14 protein-coding genes and 1 tRNA gene are annotated in these 16,838 nt (G+C 28.7%); 6 read left to right on the top strand and 9 right to left on the bottom strand.

The genetic code is table 11. From position 1 onward, the window contains the following. The first annotated feature begins 74 nt into the window (after positions 1–74). Genes der through L8X50_RS05130 form a run of 5 tightly spaced genes read left to right on the top strand, consistent with a single transcriptional unit; the run spans position 75 to position 6,555 of the window. The gene (gene der / locus L8X50_RS05150; RefSeq protein WP_133319326.1) at positions 75–1,460 is read left to right on the top strand and encodes a ribosome biogenesis GTPase Der; all 1,386 of its coding nucleotides are present in this window, start codon (positions 75–77) and stop codon (positions 1,458–1,460) included. Beyond that, a complete protein-coding gene (locus tag L8X50_RS05145) occupies positions 1,444–1,941 on the top strand; it encodes a shikimate kinase (protein WP_220566727.1) in 498 nt (165 codons plus the stop codon). Before der ends, L8X50_RS05145 begins: the two co-directional genes overlap by 17 nt. Continuing rightward, positions 1,938–2,897, top strand: a complete 960-nt coding sequence (gene trpS / locus L8X50_RS05140; RefSeq protein ID WP_263660569.1) for a tryptophan--tRNA ligase — start codon at positions 1,938–1,940, stop codon at positions 2,895–2,897. The genes L8X50_RS05145 and trpS overlap by 4 nt, the downstream gene beginning before the upstream one ends. An 11-nt stretch (positions 2,898–2,908) precedes the next feature. Continuing rightward, positions 2,909–4,144 carry a serine--tRNA ligase gene (gene serS / locus L8X50_RS05135; RefSeq protein ID WP_263660568.1) on the top strand — a complete coding sequence of 412 codons (1,236 nt, stop codon included), beginning with the start codon at positions 2,909–2,911 and terminating at the stop codon, positions 4,142–4,144. Positions 4,145–4,152: 8 nt separating this feature from the next. After that, the gene (locus L8X50_RS05130) at positions 4,153–6,555 is read left to right on the top strand and encodes a tetratricopeptide repeat protein (RefSeq protein WP_263660567.1); all 2,403 of its coding nucleotides are present in this window, start codon (positions 4,153–4,155) and stop codon (positions 6,553–6,555) included. Positions 6,556–6,659: 104 nt separating this feature from the next. Here L8X50_RS05130 and L8X50_RS05125 read toward each other — a convergent pair. From L8X50_RS05125 to secA, 7 genes are all read right to left on the bottom strand, one after another. Next, positions 6,660–6,734, bottom strand: a tRNA-Asn gene (locus L8X50_RS05125). 67 nt (positions 6,735–6,801) lie between these two features. Next, positions 6,802–7,710 (bottom strand): radical SAM protein, encoded by a 909-nt coding sequence (locus L8X50_RS05120; RefSeq protein ID WP_263660566.1) that lies wholly within the window; start codon positions 7,708–7,710, stop codon positions 6,802–6,804. Then, positions 7,707–8,729 carry a uroporphyrinogen decarboxylase gene (gene hemE / locus L8X50_RS05115; protein ID WP_263660565.1) on the bottom strand — a complete coding sequence of 341 codons (1,023 nt, stop codon included), beginning with the start codon at positions 8,727–8,729 and terminating at the stop codon, positions 7,707–7,709. The genes L8X50_RS05120 and hemE overlap by 4 nt, the downstream gene beginning before the upstream one ends. A 14-nt stretch (positions 8,730–8,743) precedes the next feature. Beyond that, positions 8,744–9,250 carry a YqhA family protein gene (locus tag L8X50_RS05110; protein WP_087699510.1) on the bottom strand — a complete coding sequence of 169 codons (507 nt, stop codon included), beginning with the start codon at positions 9,248–9,250 and terminating at the stop codon, positions 8,744–8,746. A gap of 11 nt (positions 9,251–9,261) precedes the next feature. Further along, complete coding sequence (locus L8X50_RS05105) at positions 9,262–10,281, bottom strand: aspartate-semialdehyde dehydrogenase (RefSeq protein ID WP_263660564.1); 1,020 nt, start codon at positions 10,279–10,281, stop codon at positions 9,262–9,264. 9 nt (positions 10,282–10,290) lie between these two features. Then, positions 10,291–11,580 (bottom strand): sigma-54-dependent transcriptional regulator, encoded by a 1,290-nt coding sequence (locus L8X50_RS05100; protein WP_263660563.1) that lies wholly within the window; start codon positions 11,578–11,580, stop codon positions 10,291–10,293. A gap of 8 nt (positions 11,581–11,588) precedes the next feature. Next, positions 11,589–14,180 carry a preprotein translocase subunit SecA gene (secA, locus tag L8X50_RS05095; protein ID WP_263660562.1) on the bottom strand — a complete coding sequence of 864 codons (2,592 nt, stop codon included), beginning with the start codon at positions 14,178–14,180 and terminating at the stop codon, positions 11,589–11,591. Positions 14,181–14,299: 119 nt separating this feature from the next. On the opposite strand from secA, the gene lolA reads away from it, so the two are divergent. After that, positions 14,300–14,806, top strand: a complete 507-nt coding sequence (lolA, locus tag L8X50_RS05090; protein WP_263660561.1) for a LolA-like outer membrane lipoprotein chaperone — start codon at positions 14,300–14,302, stop codon at positions 14,804–14,806. Here the strand turns inward: lolA and L8X50_RS05085 are convergent, their stop codons facing one another. Together L8X50_RS05085 and L8X50_RS05080 are read right to left on the bottom strand one after the other, a co-directional pair. Beyond that, positions 14,807–15,457 (bottom strand): flagellar basal body-associated FliL family protein, encoded by a 651-nt coding sequence (locus L8X50_RS05085; protein ID WP_263659318.1) that lies wholly within the window; start codon positions 15,455–15,457, stop codon positions 14,807–14,809. Next, positions 15,454–16,800 carry an ATP-dependent DNA helicase gene (locus L8X50_RS05080; RefSeq protein ID WP_263660560.1) on the bottom strand — a complete coding sequence of 449 codons (1,347 nt, stop codon included), beginning with the start codon at positions 16,798–16,800 and terminating at the stop codon, positions 15,454–15,456. The genes L8X50_RS05085 and L8X50_RS05080 overlap by 4 nt, the downstream gene beginning before the upstream one ends. Positions 16,801–16,838: the final 38 nt, after the last annotated feature.

The following is a 16,838-nucleotide window of genomic DNA, read 5'->3' as shown; positions in this document are numbered from 1 at the left end:
ATTTTAGTCTTTTTTGCTTAATTTTAAGGCAATTTTTATATAATCACAAATAAAAATTTAAAAAATGAGTATTAATGCAAAGTATTATTTTAATAGGAAAACCAAATGTTGGCAAATCAAGTCTTTTTAATAGACTTGCAAGAAAGCGCATTGCAATAACTAGTGACATAAGTGGAACTACAAGAGATACTAATAAAATAGAAGTAGAAATTGATGGCAAAAAAGCTTTGTTGATAGATAGCGGCGGGCTTGATGAGAGTAATGAGCTTTTTAAAAATATCAAAGCAAATTCGCTTAAAGCTGCTAAAAATAGTGATATTATCTTTTATATGGTGGATGGAAAATTTTTACCTGATGATGAAGATAAAGCTTTTTTTTATGAAATGAAAAAACTCAACAAACCCATAGCTTTAGTAATCAATAAAGTCGATAACAAAAAAGACGAGGAAAGATCTTGGGAATTTTCTAATTTTGGAGTAAAAGAAGTTTTTAATATCTCTGTAACACATAATATAGGCATTGATGAGCTTTGTATGTGGGCTAGTAAGTTTTTAGATGAAAGTTATTTAAATGCAGATGAAGAAGAAGACTTTGAAAGTTATTTAGAAAATTTTGATGAAAATAGCGGAGATTTTAAGCTAAAAACTATTAATGAAAATCATATTAAAGTGGGAATTATCGGCAGGGTTAATGTAGGAAAATCAAGTCTTTTAAATGCTTTAGTAAAAGAAGAACGTAGCGTGGTAAGCGATATAGCAGGCACTACAATTGATCCTGTTAATGAAAGCATTATGCATAAAGATAAAATCATCGAATTTGTAGATACTGCGGGTATTAGAAAACGCGGGAAAATACAGGGTTTAGAGCGTTATGCACTTAATAGAACTGAATATGCCCTAGCCAATGCTCAAATTGCACTTTTAGTACTTGACGCAGCTGAAGGTTTTAACGAACTTGATGAGCGTATCGCAGGGCTTGCTGCTAAACATTGTTTAGGTGTGATTATTGTACTTAATAAATGGGATAAAAGCGAACTTGATTTTGATAAAACTTTAAAAGAATTAAAACTAGATCGTTTTAAATTCCTAGCTTATGCGCCCGTTGTAAGCGTATCAGCTTTAAGTGGAAAAAGAATACATGTGCTTTTGGATAAAATTTTAGAAGTTTTTGCAAATTTCACCCAAAAAATTCCAACAGCAAAATTAAATGCTTTGGTAGAAGAAGCCACAAGAGCCCACCCGCTACCACATGATTATGGTAAATTAGTGAAAATTTATTATGCGGTTCAATACGACTTAGCACCTCCAAAAATAGCTCTAATTATGAATAGACCAAAAGCTTTACATTTTAGTTATAAACGATATTTACAAAATCAAATTAGAAAACAATTTAACTTTGAAGGTGTACCTTTAATTTTAGCTTCAAGAAAAAAAGGTAGCAAAGATGAGCAAGAAAACTAACCTCCTTTTTGTAGGATTTATGGGCTGTGGTAAAACAACTATAGCAAGGGCTTATGCAAAAAAATATGATAAATTCTTTTTAGATACAGATGTTTTAATCAAAGAAAAATTTAATCTTGAAATTAGTGAATTTTTTAAAACATATGGAGAAAAAAAATTTCGCAAAGAAGAAAAAAAACTTGTTTCGTTTTTAACTTATGTGCAAAATTGTTCTATTGCAAGCGGTGGTGGCTTCATAGAACAAAAAAAATTAAAAAATATTGGTACTATCGTTTACTTAAAAGCAAGTTTTGATTATCTCTTGCAAAGACTAAATAAAGAAGAATTGGCCGCAAGACCCTTATTTTCAAACACAAACAATGCTAAAATACTATTTGATCAAAGAATTAAAAAATATGAAAAAAAAGCAAATATCATTATAAACATTGAAAACAAAAATATCCAAGAAATAATTAAAGAAATCAAAAAAGAGGTAAAATGAGAATTATTACAGGATTACAGCCAAGTGGGGATTTACATATAGGAAATTATTTTGGCTCTATAAAACAAATGCTAAATATGCAAGAAGAAAATCAAATGTATATGTTTATAGCAAACTATCATGCTATGACTTCAAATTTTAATGGAGAAAAACTTAAACAAAATTCACTCAAAGCTGCGGCAGCTTTTTTAAGTTTAGGAATTGATCCACAAAAAAGCGTATTTTGGTTACAAAGTGATGTAAAAGAAGTGATGGAGCTTTATTGGATTCTTTCTCAATTTACCCCAATGGGACTTTTAGAAAGAGCACATAGCTATAAAGATAAAATTGCCAAAGGTTTAAATGCCAACCATGGGCTTTTTTCTTACCCTGTTTTAATGGCTGCAGATATTTTACTTTTTAATGCTCAAGTAGTTCCTGTAGGTAAAGATCAAATTCAACATGTTGAAATAGCAAGAGATATAGCTTTAAAAGTAAATAATGAATGGGGTGAAATTTTTACCCTACCTCAAGCTAAAGTTAATGATGAAGTTGCAGTAGTGCCTGGTACTGATGGAGCTAAAATGAGCAAGTCTTATCAAAACACAATCGATATTTTTAATACACCAAAAGCTATTAAAAAACAAATTTCTTCCATTATCACAGATAGTACGGCTTTAGAAGATCCAAAAGATTGGCAAAATTGTAATGTATTTAAAATCGCAAAATTGTTTTTAGACAAAACAAAACAAGAAACTTTAAAAAGTCGTTATGAAAAAGGTGGCGAAGGTTATGGGCATTTTAAAATGTATTTAAATGAAATCATTAGTGAGTATTTTGCCTCGGCTAAGGAAGAATATGAAAAATTACTAGCTAATCCTTCTAAAATCGATGAGATTTTAGAATTTGGAGCAAGCAAAGCAAAAAAACAAGCCCGAGAAACAATGGAAAAAATTTATGCTAAAATAGGACTATAAAAGGAGTTAGAATGTTAGATTTAAAACTTTTGCAAAATAATTTTGATGAAATTGCGCAAAAACTAAAAGCTAAAAAAGTAGATGAAAATTTACTCAAAGAACTTAGCGACTTATTTATAAATTTAAAAAAAGAAAAAGCACTTTTGGAAGAATTTCAAGCTTTTCAAAATAAATTTAGTAAAGAGCTTGCAACAGCACAAGATAAAGAAAGCTTAAAAGCACAACTAAGCCAAAATAAAGAAAAAATCAATACTCAGTCAAAAATCGTTAGCACGCTAGAAGAAAAACTAGAACAAATTGCCCTAGCAATACCAAATACCCCTGATGATTGCGTACCTTTTGGAGAAGATGAAGATGAAAATGTAGAATTAAAAAAAGTTCTAACACCTCCTAGTTTTGATTTTGAAATCAAAGAACATCATGATTTAGGAGAAAAATTAAACTGGCTTGATTTTACAAGAGGGGTTAAAATCTCACAAAGTCGTTTCTGTGTGCTTAAAAATGAAGGAGCTTTACTAAGTAGAGCCTTGGTAAATTATATGATTGATTTTAATAGAAGTAGAGGTTTTGAGCTAGTCAATGTACCATTTTTAGTAAATAGCGCAACCATGTATGGCACAGGACAGCTTCCTAAATTTAAAGATGATATGTATAAGGTAGAAAATGATGATTTATATCTCATCTCAACTTCTGAAATTCCTGTAACTAATCTTTATTCTAATGAAATTTTAACTCAAGAAGAACTACCCTTAAAAATGACCTGCTATAGTGCTTGTTTTAGACAAGAAGCAGGAAGCGCGGGTAGAGATACAAGAGGTATTATAAGGCAACATCAATTTGAAAAAGTAGAGCTTGTTAGTATATGTAAGCCTGATCAAAGTGAATTGATGTTTGAAGAAATGTTAAATTGCGCTAGTGATTTACTAAGCTCTTTGGGTCTAGCACATAGGCATTTAATGCTTTGCACGGGAGATTTGGGCTTTTCTGCTGCGAAAACAGTAGACTTAGAAGTATGGCTTCCATCGCAAAACAAATACCGTGAAATTAGCTCTGTGTCAAATTGTAAAGATTTTCAAGCAAGACGCGCAAAGATCCGTTTTAAAAACGATAAGGGCAAAAATGAATTAGTTCACACACTTAATGGTTCTTCGCTAGCTGTTGGTAGAACCTTAGTAGCTATTATGGAAAATTATCAAGAAAAAGATGGAAATATAAGAATTCCTGATGCATTAAGAAAATACTTTTAAGAGAAAACATGGCCGAAGAAGTAACACCTAAAGAACAAGATAATCAAGAAAAAGCTTTTTCAGAGATTGATGAAAATCCAGGAGTGGAAGAACAAACTATCCCTCCTGGCACAATACCTCCTGAATTAGAGGAAGAAGAAAGTACTTTTCAAAGAGTAGAGGAAGAACCTCAAGCATCACAACCTGAAGAAAAGAAAAAGCTTTTTGATAAAAAATTTCTTATTTTGATTTCAACACTTGGTGCTCTTGCTCTAATTTTATTTATTATTTTAGTTTTACTTCTTGTTTTTAAGGAAGATAAAAAAGTAATCACAAATAATCCAATTTTAGAAGATAATGTTAGTACAAGTATCACAAAGGTGAAACAATCTGCTTTAGATCTTGTAGTACAAAAGGCAAATTTATTATATGAAAAAGGTGATATAGAAAGTGCTTTAGAGCTTTATAATAATATTAATATTTTCAATCAATCTTTATCAAGTTATAATCTTGGTGTAGCTCAAATGAAACAAAAAGATTATATTAGTGCTGTTGAGAATTTCAAACAATCTTTAGAATTAGAAGAACACAAAGTTGCAGCAGCTATTAATATAGCTGTGTGTTATTTTAATCTGGGCGATAAAGAGAAATTTAAATATTATCTTGATTTAGCAAGAGTACATTTACCACAAGATTCTAAATCTTCTTTGTATGATTATTATCTAGGATTAATTAATTACTATCAAGGATTTTATCCAGAGGCTTTACAAATGTTCATGCGTTCAAGTAATATCAACAGCTATCAAGGGGAGTCTTATTACCTTGGGGCAAAAATTTACGCATTATTAAAATCTGATCAAAACGCCATTAATCTTTTGCAAAAGCAACAAGATTATGAAGCAAGCTTACCCTTAGGTTTATTATATGCAAAACTGGGAGAATATAAAAAAGCTAAAGAATATCTTGAAAAAGCATCAAAAATAGAAAATCAAGCCATAAGAAGCAAAATGGCTCTAGCTTTAGTAGAATTAAAAACAGGCCAATTTGACAATGGTGCACAAATTTTAAAAACTTTATATGTAAAAGATAGAGCTATTGGCTCAAAATACTATAACATAAAAACAAGACTAAAAAGAAATTTTTCAAATATTGATATAGCGCAGCAACATTTTGCCAAAAGTTTAATCACAGGAAAACAACAAATTTATGATTTACTTTTTTATTTTTCACCTTATCGCGTTTTTGATATAAAACAAAGCATGGAGCTCATCACAAAAGCTGATTTGGGAAATTTCATACAAGGGTATGAGTATGAAAATGAATTGCTTGTTAAAAGCAAAGCTTTATCAGGCGTTAATGTGGAATTATCTCATGCTATCAATCTAGCTTTTAATTTTCATCTAAGAGAAGCAAATCAAGAATTTAAAAATTTAAGTGAAATTTATCATGCTCACGATGTAATTCATTATAATCTTGCTTTAACTTATGCACAACTGCAAGATTATAATAATGCATATAAACATTTTTCAACTGCTTATCATTTAAATCCAAAAAATTATATTGCAGGTATTTTTGCCATATATTGCATGGATTTAGTAAAAAAAGATTATACCAAACTTGCTAATGAACTTTTGGAAAATTTACAAGCAGATAATAATATCGATCAAAATCATAATATCTATAAATATTTACTACATCTAGTTAAAAGTGACTTTACTGCTATGATTCCTTATTTAGATAACCTTTCAAATAGCAAAAATACTCCTTTAGAATTAATGTTTGCTATAGTAGCTGCTAATGGCAATAATCTTGAAATTTTAAGAAATCAAAAAATAAAAGAATTAAAAGATTTGCTCGGTGAGGATATTATTAGCAATATTTTATATTTTAATTCTAAAAACACAAATCTTGATATTAAAGAGTATGCCAAACAAGCACAAATGTATTTTTTAACAACCAAGCTTGATTATAATTCTTTATTTGGTGGAGCTGGTATAGTTAAAGACAGCTATGTGACACTTATGCAAATTACCGGCTTGTTAAATCATGTTAGAAATGACATAAAAAAAAGACTTGCTATGAGTAATAAAAATTCCATCGGACTGATTTTTGCTCTAGCTTATGTTGATATTTTTGCTAAAGAATACCAAGAAGCATATACACTTTACAATATCTTAATAGATGATTATAAAATCAAAGATGCACAAACTTTATTTTTAGCCGCAGTAGCAGCGATAGGTTCTAATAATCCAAATTCAGCCATAGCTTTACTAGAGCTTGCAAAATTAGAAAATGAAGAAACCTTAGAAGCAAGACTTGCACTAGGACTATTATATCATGAAGTCCAAAATTTAGAACCTGCTATGTTTCAATATGAAAAAGTAGGAAATAATTTTGAAAGTAAATTTTTTACTTTTGATATTAAAAATTAGTATTTTCATAAAATAAGAAAATACTAATTGAACATCAAAAAAAATATAATTATAAATTGCAAATTAGATTATTATAAAATATACATGAGATTAAATTTACAAAGTGGCTCCGGATGTAGGATTCGAACCTACGACCAATCGGTTAACAGCCGACTACTCTACCGCTGAGCTAATCCGGAACATCAATAAATAAGAAATGATATTATATAAGAAAAAAACTTTTTTGTCAAGATTTTTTATAAAAAATTACGCTTTTTTGTAAAATTTTACTCCTGCTAAATTTTCTACAACAACTTTTCGTTCTTTAATTAATTTTTCTAATATATCTTTACTATGCTGACTAAATTTGTTTTCTATGTCAAATTCACTTTGCGCTCTAAGCTGCAGCATCTTCAGGAGCTCTTGGATATTAAAATCAATTTTTTCACCTTTGTAATAATGTTTAGCAAGCACAACAGGCACACTAGTGATATACATACTTAATTCTTCCAACTTTTCCAAAGATATACCTTTAACAGGATACGCAGGCGGTCTATCTATAGTGCTAAAATCCACTCTTGATGGTCTTATCTTGTCAAATGCTTCGTTTAAAGCCAACATCTCATCTTTGTTATCATTCAATCCCTTGACAATTAAAACTTCCATAACAAGCTCACCCAAAAATTTCTCTCTAAAGGCGATCATTTGTTCTATCATTGTTTCAAGTTTTATTTGCTTTAAAGCCCTATCAACTCTATAAAAAGTTTTTTCCATTGCACTATCAAGACTAAATTTAACCACATCAATATACATTAAAGCATCAAAAATATCCGAATTTAAAACTCCACTACCATTGCTTAGGATTAAGAGTTTTTTATCTTGTTTTATTTTATTTAACTCATAAACTAATTCTTTTAAATGAGGATATAAAGTAGGCTCACCATTTGCAGTTAATGTTAAAAAGTCAAATTGCACATTACTTTTAAATACACTTTGTACTTCATCGATAATATTTTTTATTTTAGGATAAATTAAAGATTTTTCCAAAGGTTTTGCAGCTTGTAATTCACAATAAACGCAGTCAAAATTACATTGTTTTTGATTTGGACTTAAATCAATTCCCAATGAAAGTCCAAATCTTCTTGAACTTATAGGCCCAAAAGTTATTTTACTCACTTTTTAGATTTCTCTTGAACTAGCTTGATAAAATATTTAGCATTATCAACAGGAATATCAGGTAAAATTCCATGTCCGAGATTAAAAATATGTGCACTATCTTGCATAATATTTAAAATTTTATCCACACCTTGTTCAATAGCTTTTTTATCATAGAGTCTACAAGGCTCCATATTACCCTGCAAAGTATATTTAGCGCCTAGTTTTTCCTTAGCCAGCTCTAAAGGGGTACTCCAATCTACTCCAAAGACATCAAAATTTCCATTTATATCATCTAAGAACCCACTTACCCCTTTAGGAAATAAAATCACAGGAATATGCGGATATTTTTCCTTTATAAAATCAGCAATTTCAAGCATATATTTAAAAGAAAACTCAAAAAACATTTCTTTTTCTAAAGCACTTGCCCAACTATCAAATATCTGTATAGCATTAGCACCTGCTCTAATTTGCTCTTGAATATAATACTTTAAAACAAAAGTAAGTTTAGATAAAATTTGATGTAAAAATTCAGGATTTTGATAGACTAATTTTTTACACTTTGCATAATTTTTACTACTACCACCCTCTATCATATAAGTAGCAATAGTCCAAGGACTTCCACAAAAACCAATCAAAGCTTTATCTTGTGTAAGTTTTTCTCTAGTAAATGCTAGTGCATCATAAACGTAAGAAAGATTTTTAATGCTTTTTTCAACATCTAATCTTTCCAATTCTTCTTTTGTTTTAATAGGATTTGAAAATATAGGGCCCTCGCCTTTTTCAAATTTTAAATCCATACCCATTTCTAAAGGTACTACCAAAATATCTGAAAAAATAATAGCTGCATCAACACCCAAAATATCTACTGGTTGTAAGGTAACTTCACTCGCTTTTTTATAATCTTTACAAAGTGATAAAAAATCTCCAGCACTTGCTCTAACCTGCATATATTCAGGTAAATATCTTCCTGCTTGGCGCATCATCCAAACTGGAGTATAAGGGGTTGACTTTTTAAAACATGCATCAATAAAAATCATTTTTATTCCTTATTTTAATGATCACTTTTGTGTAAAAAATAAAGTCCTATACAAAGAGCTAAAATAGAACCTGCAAGATAAGTCATATCCAAAACCGTATTTAGTTGCATTTGCAAAATTCTTTGGAAAAAATTTACGACTAAAACCATAATAATAACTTTTGCAAGCTTATCTTTTAGTTGATCTAAACTGTGCACTTCTAAAACTTTTGACTGTTTAGTTTGTTTAAATTCTTCTATTTCACTAATAAAAAGTTCATAAATTCCAAAAGAAAATATAAATAAAACTAAAGCCATTAAATATAAATCTACAGCCCCTATAATCAAACCAACAATATCCTCATGCAAATCTACCGTAGAATTAGGCAACATAAAATACTCAAATACATATTTTAAAACTTTAATCACATCATAACTTGCAATAAAAAATAAAACAAAAGCTCCTATAAGGCCAAAAATTACAGGCAAAATAGTGACTAAACGACTTTTAACTAATAAATTTTCAAAAAATCTTTCTAACATTTTTCTCCTTTTTAAACCAATTCTAGCCATTTTTGTGCAATACGCACTGCATTTGTAGCAGCTCCTACACGAATTTGATCAGCCACGCACCATAAGTGTAAAATATTTTTATGATTAATATCGCGTCTAATTCTTCCTACATAAGTTTCATTAGTATCGCTTGTAAAAAGTGGCATAGGATATTTTTTATTTTCTACATCATCAATCACAACAACACTTGGTGCTTTAGAAAGTATCTCTCTAACCTTAGCAACATCAACATCTTTTTCAAAATGCATAGTAATAGCTTCACTATGACTTCTAAGCACAGGAACTCTTACGCAAGTTGCTGAAATTTCAAGTTTTTTATGCAATATTTTTTGCGTTTCATTTACCATTTTTAATTCTTCTTTAGTGTAGCCATTTTCACTAAAAACATCAATTTGAGGAATTAAATTTAAAGCTAAGGTATATGGAAAAGTTTTTGCCTCAAATTCATCTAATTTAAAAGCAAAAAAACTTTGCATTCCTTGAACTAATTCTTCCATACCTTCTTTACCTGCACCACTTGCTGCTTGATAAGTACTTACATCTACCCTTTTTAGATTAAATACATCATCAAGTGGTTTTAAAACATGTACCATTTGTATAGTAGAGCAATTTGGATTAGCAATAATTCCTGTTTTTTCCCAATCTTTAATATCTTCGCTATTGCATTCAGGAACTACCAAAGGAACATTTTCATCCATTCTAAAATGACTAGTATTATCAATCACTACAGCACCACACTCTACTGCGTATTTTGCATACTCAGCACTTATGTTTCCTCCGGCACTAAAAAAAGCAATATCTACAGGATTTTCTTTAAAAACATTTGGAGTTAATTCTTTTACTTTATAACTTTTTCCTCTAAATTCTACTTCACTACCTGCACTTTTTGCGCTTGCTAATGGTAAAATACTTTCAACCGGGAAATCAAGCTCATCTAAAACATTTAAAAGTTCTTCGCCAACCGCTCCTGTTGCACCTACAATGGCTATTTTTTTCATCATCCATCCTTTTTAAGTAATATTGTATTTTTTCATTTTTTCACTAAAAATTTTTTCACTCATCCCTATAAGCTTAGCTGCTTCTGCAATATCTTGCGAATTTTTTAAAGCTTCTAAAATCAATTCTTTTTCAAGATTTTTAATATCTTTACTTTTTCTACTTTCTAAAAATAAATCTTGAGCGCTAATCTCATCATTTTCACTTAAAATACAAGCTCTTTGTATAATAGAAATCAATTCTCTAATATTACCTGGAAAATCATAAGCTAGCAAAGCACCTTGTGCTTCTTGACTTAAAGTTTTTTCATTAAAATCGTATTCTTTACATGTATCAAGTAATACCTTTTGTGCAATTTGCAAAATTTCTTCTTGACGCTCTCTTAGTGGTGGTATATTAATAGGAATAGTATTAAGCCTATAATATAAATCTTGTCTGAATTCATTATCTGTAATCTTTTTTTCTATATGAGCATTAGTTGCACTAATAATTCTTACATCAATCTTTATACTTTTAGTACTTCCTAATCTTGTAATTTCTTTTTCTTGCAAGGCTCTTAATAATTTTGCTTGAATTTCATAAGGCATTTCACCTATTTCATCTAAAAACAAAGTGCCTTCATTAGCAAGCTCAAACAACCCTATTTTAGTAGTATTAGCATCGGTAAATGCACCTTTTTCAAAACCAAAAAGCTCACTTTCTATCAAATTTGATGGAATTGCTGCCATATTAATAGCCACAAAAGGTTTTTGTGCTCTTTTTGAATTTTTATGCACAAAATTTGCAAAAACTTCTTTACCTACCCCACTTTCTCCAAAAAAAAGCACACTTGCATCTGTCTTAGCAGCCTTAGTAGCCAATTTTAAACAATCTTCCAAAGCTTTAGAAGTACCATAAAAATCTTGATTTTCTTCTTTTTTGATAATCTTTTTGTTTGTTTTTTTAGAAGTCTTTTCTTGAATTATTTTTGCGCGTTTTATCGCAGTTACTAAAGTATTAATATCAAATGGTTTTACTAGAAAATCTTTTACTCCAAGTCTTACTGCTTCTATGGCACGATTTAGCGTTGCATTACCTGTAATAATAATAAAATCATATTTATTCTCACAAGCTTGCACAAATTCAATACCATCCATACCCGGCATATTAATATCTGTAATAATCAAATCAACATCATCATTTAGTTTTTTTAAAGCTTCAGTTGCTGATTTATAAGATTTTATAGCAAATTCTTCATACTCACTCAAAGCAATTTCGAGTGATTTTCTCATATTTATATCATCTTCAACTATAACTAATTTCATTTCAAACCTTAAGCTAAAATACCCTTTTTAGGACCACTTTTACCATGACATTCTTTATATTTTTTACCACTACCGCAAGGACAAGGTGAATTTCTAGGCACTTTAGTAATTTGTGCTTCACCATTTTCATCAACACCACTTTCTGTGGTACTAGCTAAAAACTGCTCGTTTTGTTCATGGCTTTTTTCTTCAAAATTCTGTGCTTCTTTTTGAGTAAAAACTACATTAAATAATAATTTCAAACTATCAAATTTAACACGCTCAACAAGCTCCATGAAAAGATTATAACTTTCTTTTTTGTATTCTACTAAAGGATCTTTTTGATTATAACTTCTTAAACCTATACCAGTTTTCAAAATATCCATTTGGTATAAATGCTCTCTCCATAGATTATCCAAAATTTGAAGATATAGAATTCTTTCAATTCTTCTAGCTTCCTTATCTTCAATAATATTCATTTTATCTTTGTAAGCTTTTTCTAAAATTTCACTTAATTTATTTTCTGCTTCAATTACACCTAAATCTTTAAAATCAGCTTCGCTAAGCTCAAGATTACACTCATAACTTACTTTTTGCTTTAAGCTTTCAAAATGCTTAACATCATCTTCAAGTTCTGCATTTAGATAAATTTGGCTTACTAAGTGATTACTATACTCGGCAATATTTTTTAAAATTTTATCTTGCAAGTCAAATTCTTCATCTAACAATTCATTTCTATAATTATAAATAGTCTTTCTTTGTTCATTTGCCACATCATCATATTCAAGCAAATGTTTTCTGCTCTCAAAATGCAAGCTTTCAACTTTTTTTTGCGCATTCTCAACAGCTCTTGTAACAATACGACTTTCTATATGCTCGCCCTCTTCTATACCTAATCTTTCCATGATATTTTTTATGCGATCACCACCAAAAATTCTCAAAAGATTATCCTCTAAACTTAAGTAAAATCTACTTACACCAGGATCACCTTGACGCCCTGCACGACCACGAAGTTGATTGTCTATTCTTCTGCTTTCATGACGCTCAGTTCCTATAATATAAAGCCCGCCTAAAGCTCTTATTTCATCATCTATTTTTATATCAACCCCACGACCTGCCATATTAGTAGCTATAGTCACTGCACCTTTTTTACCTGCATCTTGGATAATCAAAGCTTCTTGCTCGTGATTTTTAGCATTAAGCACATGATGAGGAATGCGTTCTTTTACAAGCATATTATGAAATACTTCACTTCTTTCAATACTTGCAGTTCCCACTAAAACTGGCTGACCCTTTGCATTTGCTTTTTTTATCTCTTCAATAACTGCTTTAAATTTTTCTTCTTGAGTTTTATAAATCAAATCATCTTTATCTATTCTTGCAATTGGTATATTTGTAGGTATAGAAACTACATCTAAATTATAAATTTGAGAAAATTCCGTTGCCTCAGTTTGTGCAGTACCTGTCATGCCTGCTAACTTTTTGTACATTCTAAAATAATTTTGGAAAGTAATATCTGCTAAAGTTTGACTTTCTTCCTGAATTTTTACCCCTTCTTTAGCTTCTAATGCTTGGTGCAAGCCATCACTAAAGCGTCTTCCTTCACTTAATCTTCCCGTGAATTCATCAACAATTACAACTTCTTTATCTCTTAATACATAATGCACATCTTTTTCAAATAAATTATGTGCTTTTAAAGCCTGATCAAGCTGATGGGCCAATATTGCATTATCTAAGCTATATAAATTTTCTACTCCAAATAATTTTTCAGCCTTAGAAATTCCAGCCTCTGTAATCATAATAGTTCTATTTTTCTCATCAACAACAAAATCACCACTTGGCAATTCTTGAGGAGTAACAGCTACTTGGCCTTTTTGCATTTGTTTTGCTACTTCATTTGCTTTAACATAGCCGTCTAAAGTTCTATTTGTAGGCCCACTTATAATAAGCGGAGTTCTTGCTTCATCTATTAAAATACTATCTACTTCATCAACTATAACAAAATTATGCTCTCTTTGTACTTTTTCAAGCTTTGAAAATTTCATGTTATCGCGTAAATAATCAAAGCCAAATTCATTATTTGTACCATAAGTTATATCACACTCATAAGCTTTTTTATGTGCCTCATCACTATTTTGTTCTGAAACTATCACACCTACACTAAAACCTAAAAAATTATAAATAGCACTCATTTGCTCTGCATCTCTTTTAGCCAAATAATCATTTACAGTAACCACATGCACACCCTTACCACTCATAGCATTTAATACAACAGGTAAAGTTGCAACCAAGGTTTTACCTTCCCCAGTTTTCATTTCAGCAATTTTTCCATCATGTAAAACCATACCACCAATTAATTGCACATCAAAATGGCGCATATTAAGAGTTCTTTTTCCTACTTCTCTAACTATTGCAAAAACATCATTCAGTATTTGGTCTAAAGTTTGTTCTTCTTTTTGAATTTGTGTTTTAAATTCTATAAATACTTGTTTTAATTCATCATCGCTTAAATTTTGGTATTTTGATTCTAAAGCATTAATTTGCACAACCCTCTTTAAATATTTTTTTACTTCTCGATCATTTTTTGTGCCAAATATTACTTTAAATACACTAGAAAACATTTTTTTACCTTTAATTACAAAAATATATGCTAGATTATACCTTGAATTTAATTAGAACTATATAAAAAGTTTTGTTTGGATAAATTTTATATAATTTACAAAATTTTTAAAGGATAATTATGAGATATTTTATATTTTTAATGTTATTTGTTTGTAGTATTTTTGCTTTTGATATAAATTTTAAAAATTTTAGTAGTGATTTTGAACAAAAGGTGCAAAGCAATAATTCTTCGCTAAATTATAAAGGAAATTTTATCATTACTCAAAATAAAGCCTTTTGGAATTATACTAAACCAAATAAAAAACAAATTTATATCAATCACAAAGAAGTTATTATCATAGAGCCTGAGTTAGAACAAGCTATTTATACTCAATTGCAAAATTTACCAAATCTTCAAGAAATTTTTAAAAATGCAAAATTAATATCTCATGAAAATTATGAAGCAAAATACGAAAATATCACATATAATATCAAACTAAAAAATGATAATCTTAGTAATATTTCTTATAAAGATGAGTTAGGAAACTTAGTTAGTATTTATTTTTATAATCAGAAATTTGATCAAAATATCAACGAAAATATTTTTATACCAAAAATCCCAAGCCATTTTGATATTATTCAATAATCAAAATGGTATTTCATTAAACAAATCTTGTTGTTCTTTACTTGGAGCTAACATTTGCATTTGAGTTTTTTCCATGGTTTTTAAAATCATATCCATAGCCTCTTTACTTGTGTTAGTATCTTGATTAAAACTTTTATTATCATCTTTATCATTGTTGTTTATTTGATCGGTATTTATATCTTTTGATTGAGTATTATTTTGATCCGTATTTTTTGCAACTTTGGAATTATCTTGAATTTCCTTTTGTTTGATAGTTTTTATTGTATTGTCATCTTTTTTTTCCAAATCATTTATAAAACGCTTAAATTCTTCCAAGTCAAACTTAGCTACCGAATTAATTTTTAAAATATAAATATTTTTAATTTGAGTTTTATATTTTTTATTACTAAATTTAAGCAAGGTTTCTTTAAAATTATTTTTACCAACTTCTGTAAACAAATCTTCATAAAAATAACTAGATACAATGGTATTTAAAGCATCTATAATTTTCTTTTGATCTAAATTTTCTCCTTCAAAATCTAAATTCATTTCAATTTTTTTTAAAGTATTGTTTCCAACCTTTGAATATAAATCAGTTCTAAAATTTTCTATACTCAAGGAACTAGCATGGATATTAAAAAACATTAAAAGCAAAACTATAATCCACTTCATATTATCTCCTCATCTTCTTCTAAATCTATAAATTTTTCTTGTAAATAAAATTTTTTCACTTCTTTATCGGTTTTTAAAATTCTTAAAAAATAATCCTCAAAAGGCATTTTATAATTATATATGATTTTTAAATTACAAGGATTAATGGCCCTTGATAAACATACATATAGTTGTCCTTTTTCAAAAATTCCATCAATATCACATATAAGCTTATCTATACTCATACCTTGAGATTTATGGATTGTTATAGCATAAGCTAGTTTTATAGGAAATTGAACAAATTTAGCTTTTATCTTAACTTCTAGTTTTTCATCTTTGTCTAACTCATACTCTTCTAAGGTATATTCATATGGTTTTAATTTCAATCTTTCACCATTATTTTTCTCTATCAGAATATATTCTTGCTCTTTATCTTTTATAAAATCTAAAATAATTCCTTGTTCTCCATTGTAATAATTTTCCTCTTTATTATTTACACAAAAAATAATCTTAGAACCTATTTTTAATTTTAACTCCTCTAAAGAATTTAATCCTTTAATCCACTGCTCATAAATTTTATCATCTAAAGTATAATCTAATTTTTCCATTCTTGATTTAAATATTTTTTCTTTACCTTGCAAAAGATTTAATTTTTTAGCATTTATACAATTAGCTTTTTTATTTGTAGCACACAATAGGGTATATTCGTCCATATACTCAAGCAAATCTTTTGGATAAATTAACATTTTTTTAAAAAAACTTAGTATTTCTTGATTTACTTTGCCAATTCTAAGAAAAAATAAATATTCATAAAATTGTTTATCTAAAGTTCTTTTAGTAATACTAAGCTTTAAATTGACAAATTTTAAATCATTCCAAGCTTGAGAAGAAAAAGCATATAGAGTATTTTGAAATAAAGTGTTTTGATTCTCTTTGTAGTTTATTACAGGTGGAAGTTGAAAAAAATCACCGACTAATAAAATTTTACCACTAAAGTCATTTCTTGTTAATCTATAATAAATCATTTCCATCAAAGATGCACTTATCATAGAAATTTCATCAATAATTAATAAATCACATTGTTTTAAAATTCTTTTTAATTTTTCTAACTTATTTCTTTGTTTTCGATCTTCATAATACAATTCATCATAATTTTGACATCTTTTAAAGGCAAAAAAACTATGTAAAGTAACTCCTCCTATATTAAATGCACTTAATCCAGTAGAACCTAATACAACAACAATTCTACCTTGTTTTCTATATAATTTAACAAGTTCTGTAGTTAAGAATGATTTACCAACTCCAGCAGAACCACTTAGAAATATATTATTATCTTTTAAGAAAAAATCTAACTTATTTAACATCATCCTAATATTATATTATAATCTACTAAAACTCAACT

Origin of the sequence: Campylobacter sp. CNRCH_2013_0898h, from assembly GCF_025772965.1 — a bacterium.
Lineage (GTDB): Bacteria > Campylobacterota > Campylobacteria > Campylobacterales > Campylobacteraceae > Campylobacter_D > Campylobacter_D lari_D.
The sequence above is the reverse complement of the archived record's forward strand: the minus strand, read 5'-3'. Positions and strand labels throughout refer to the sequence as shown.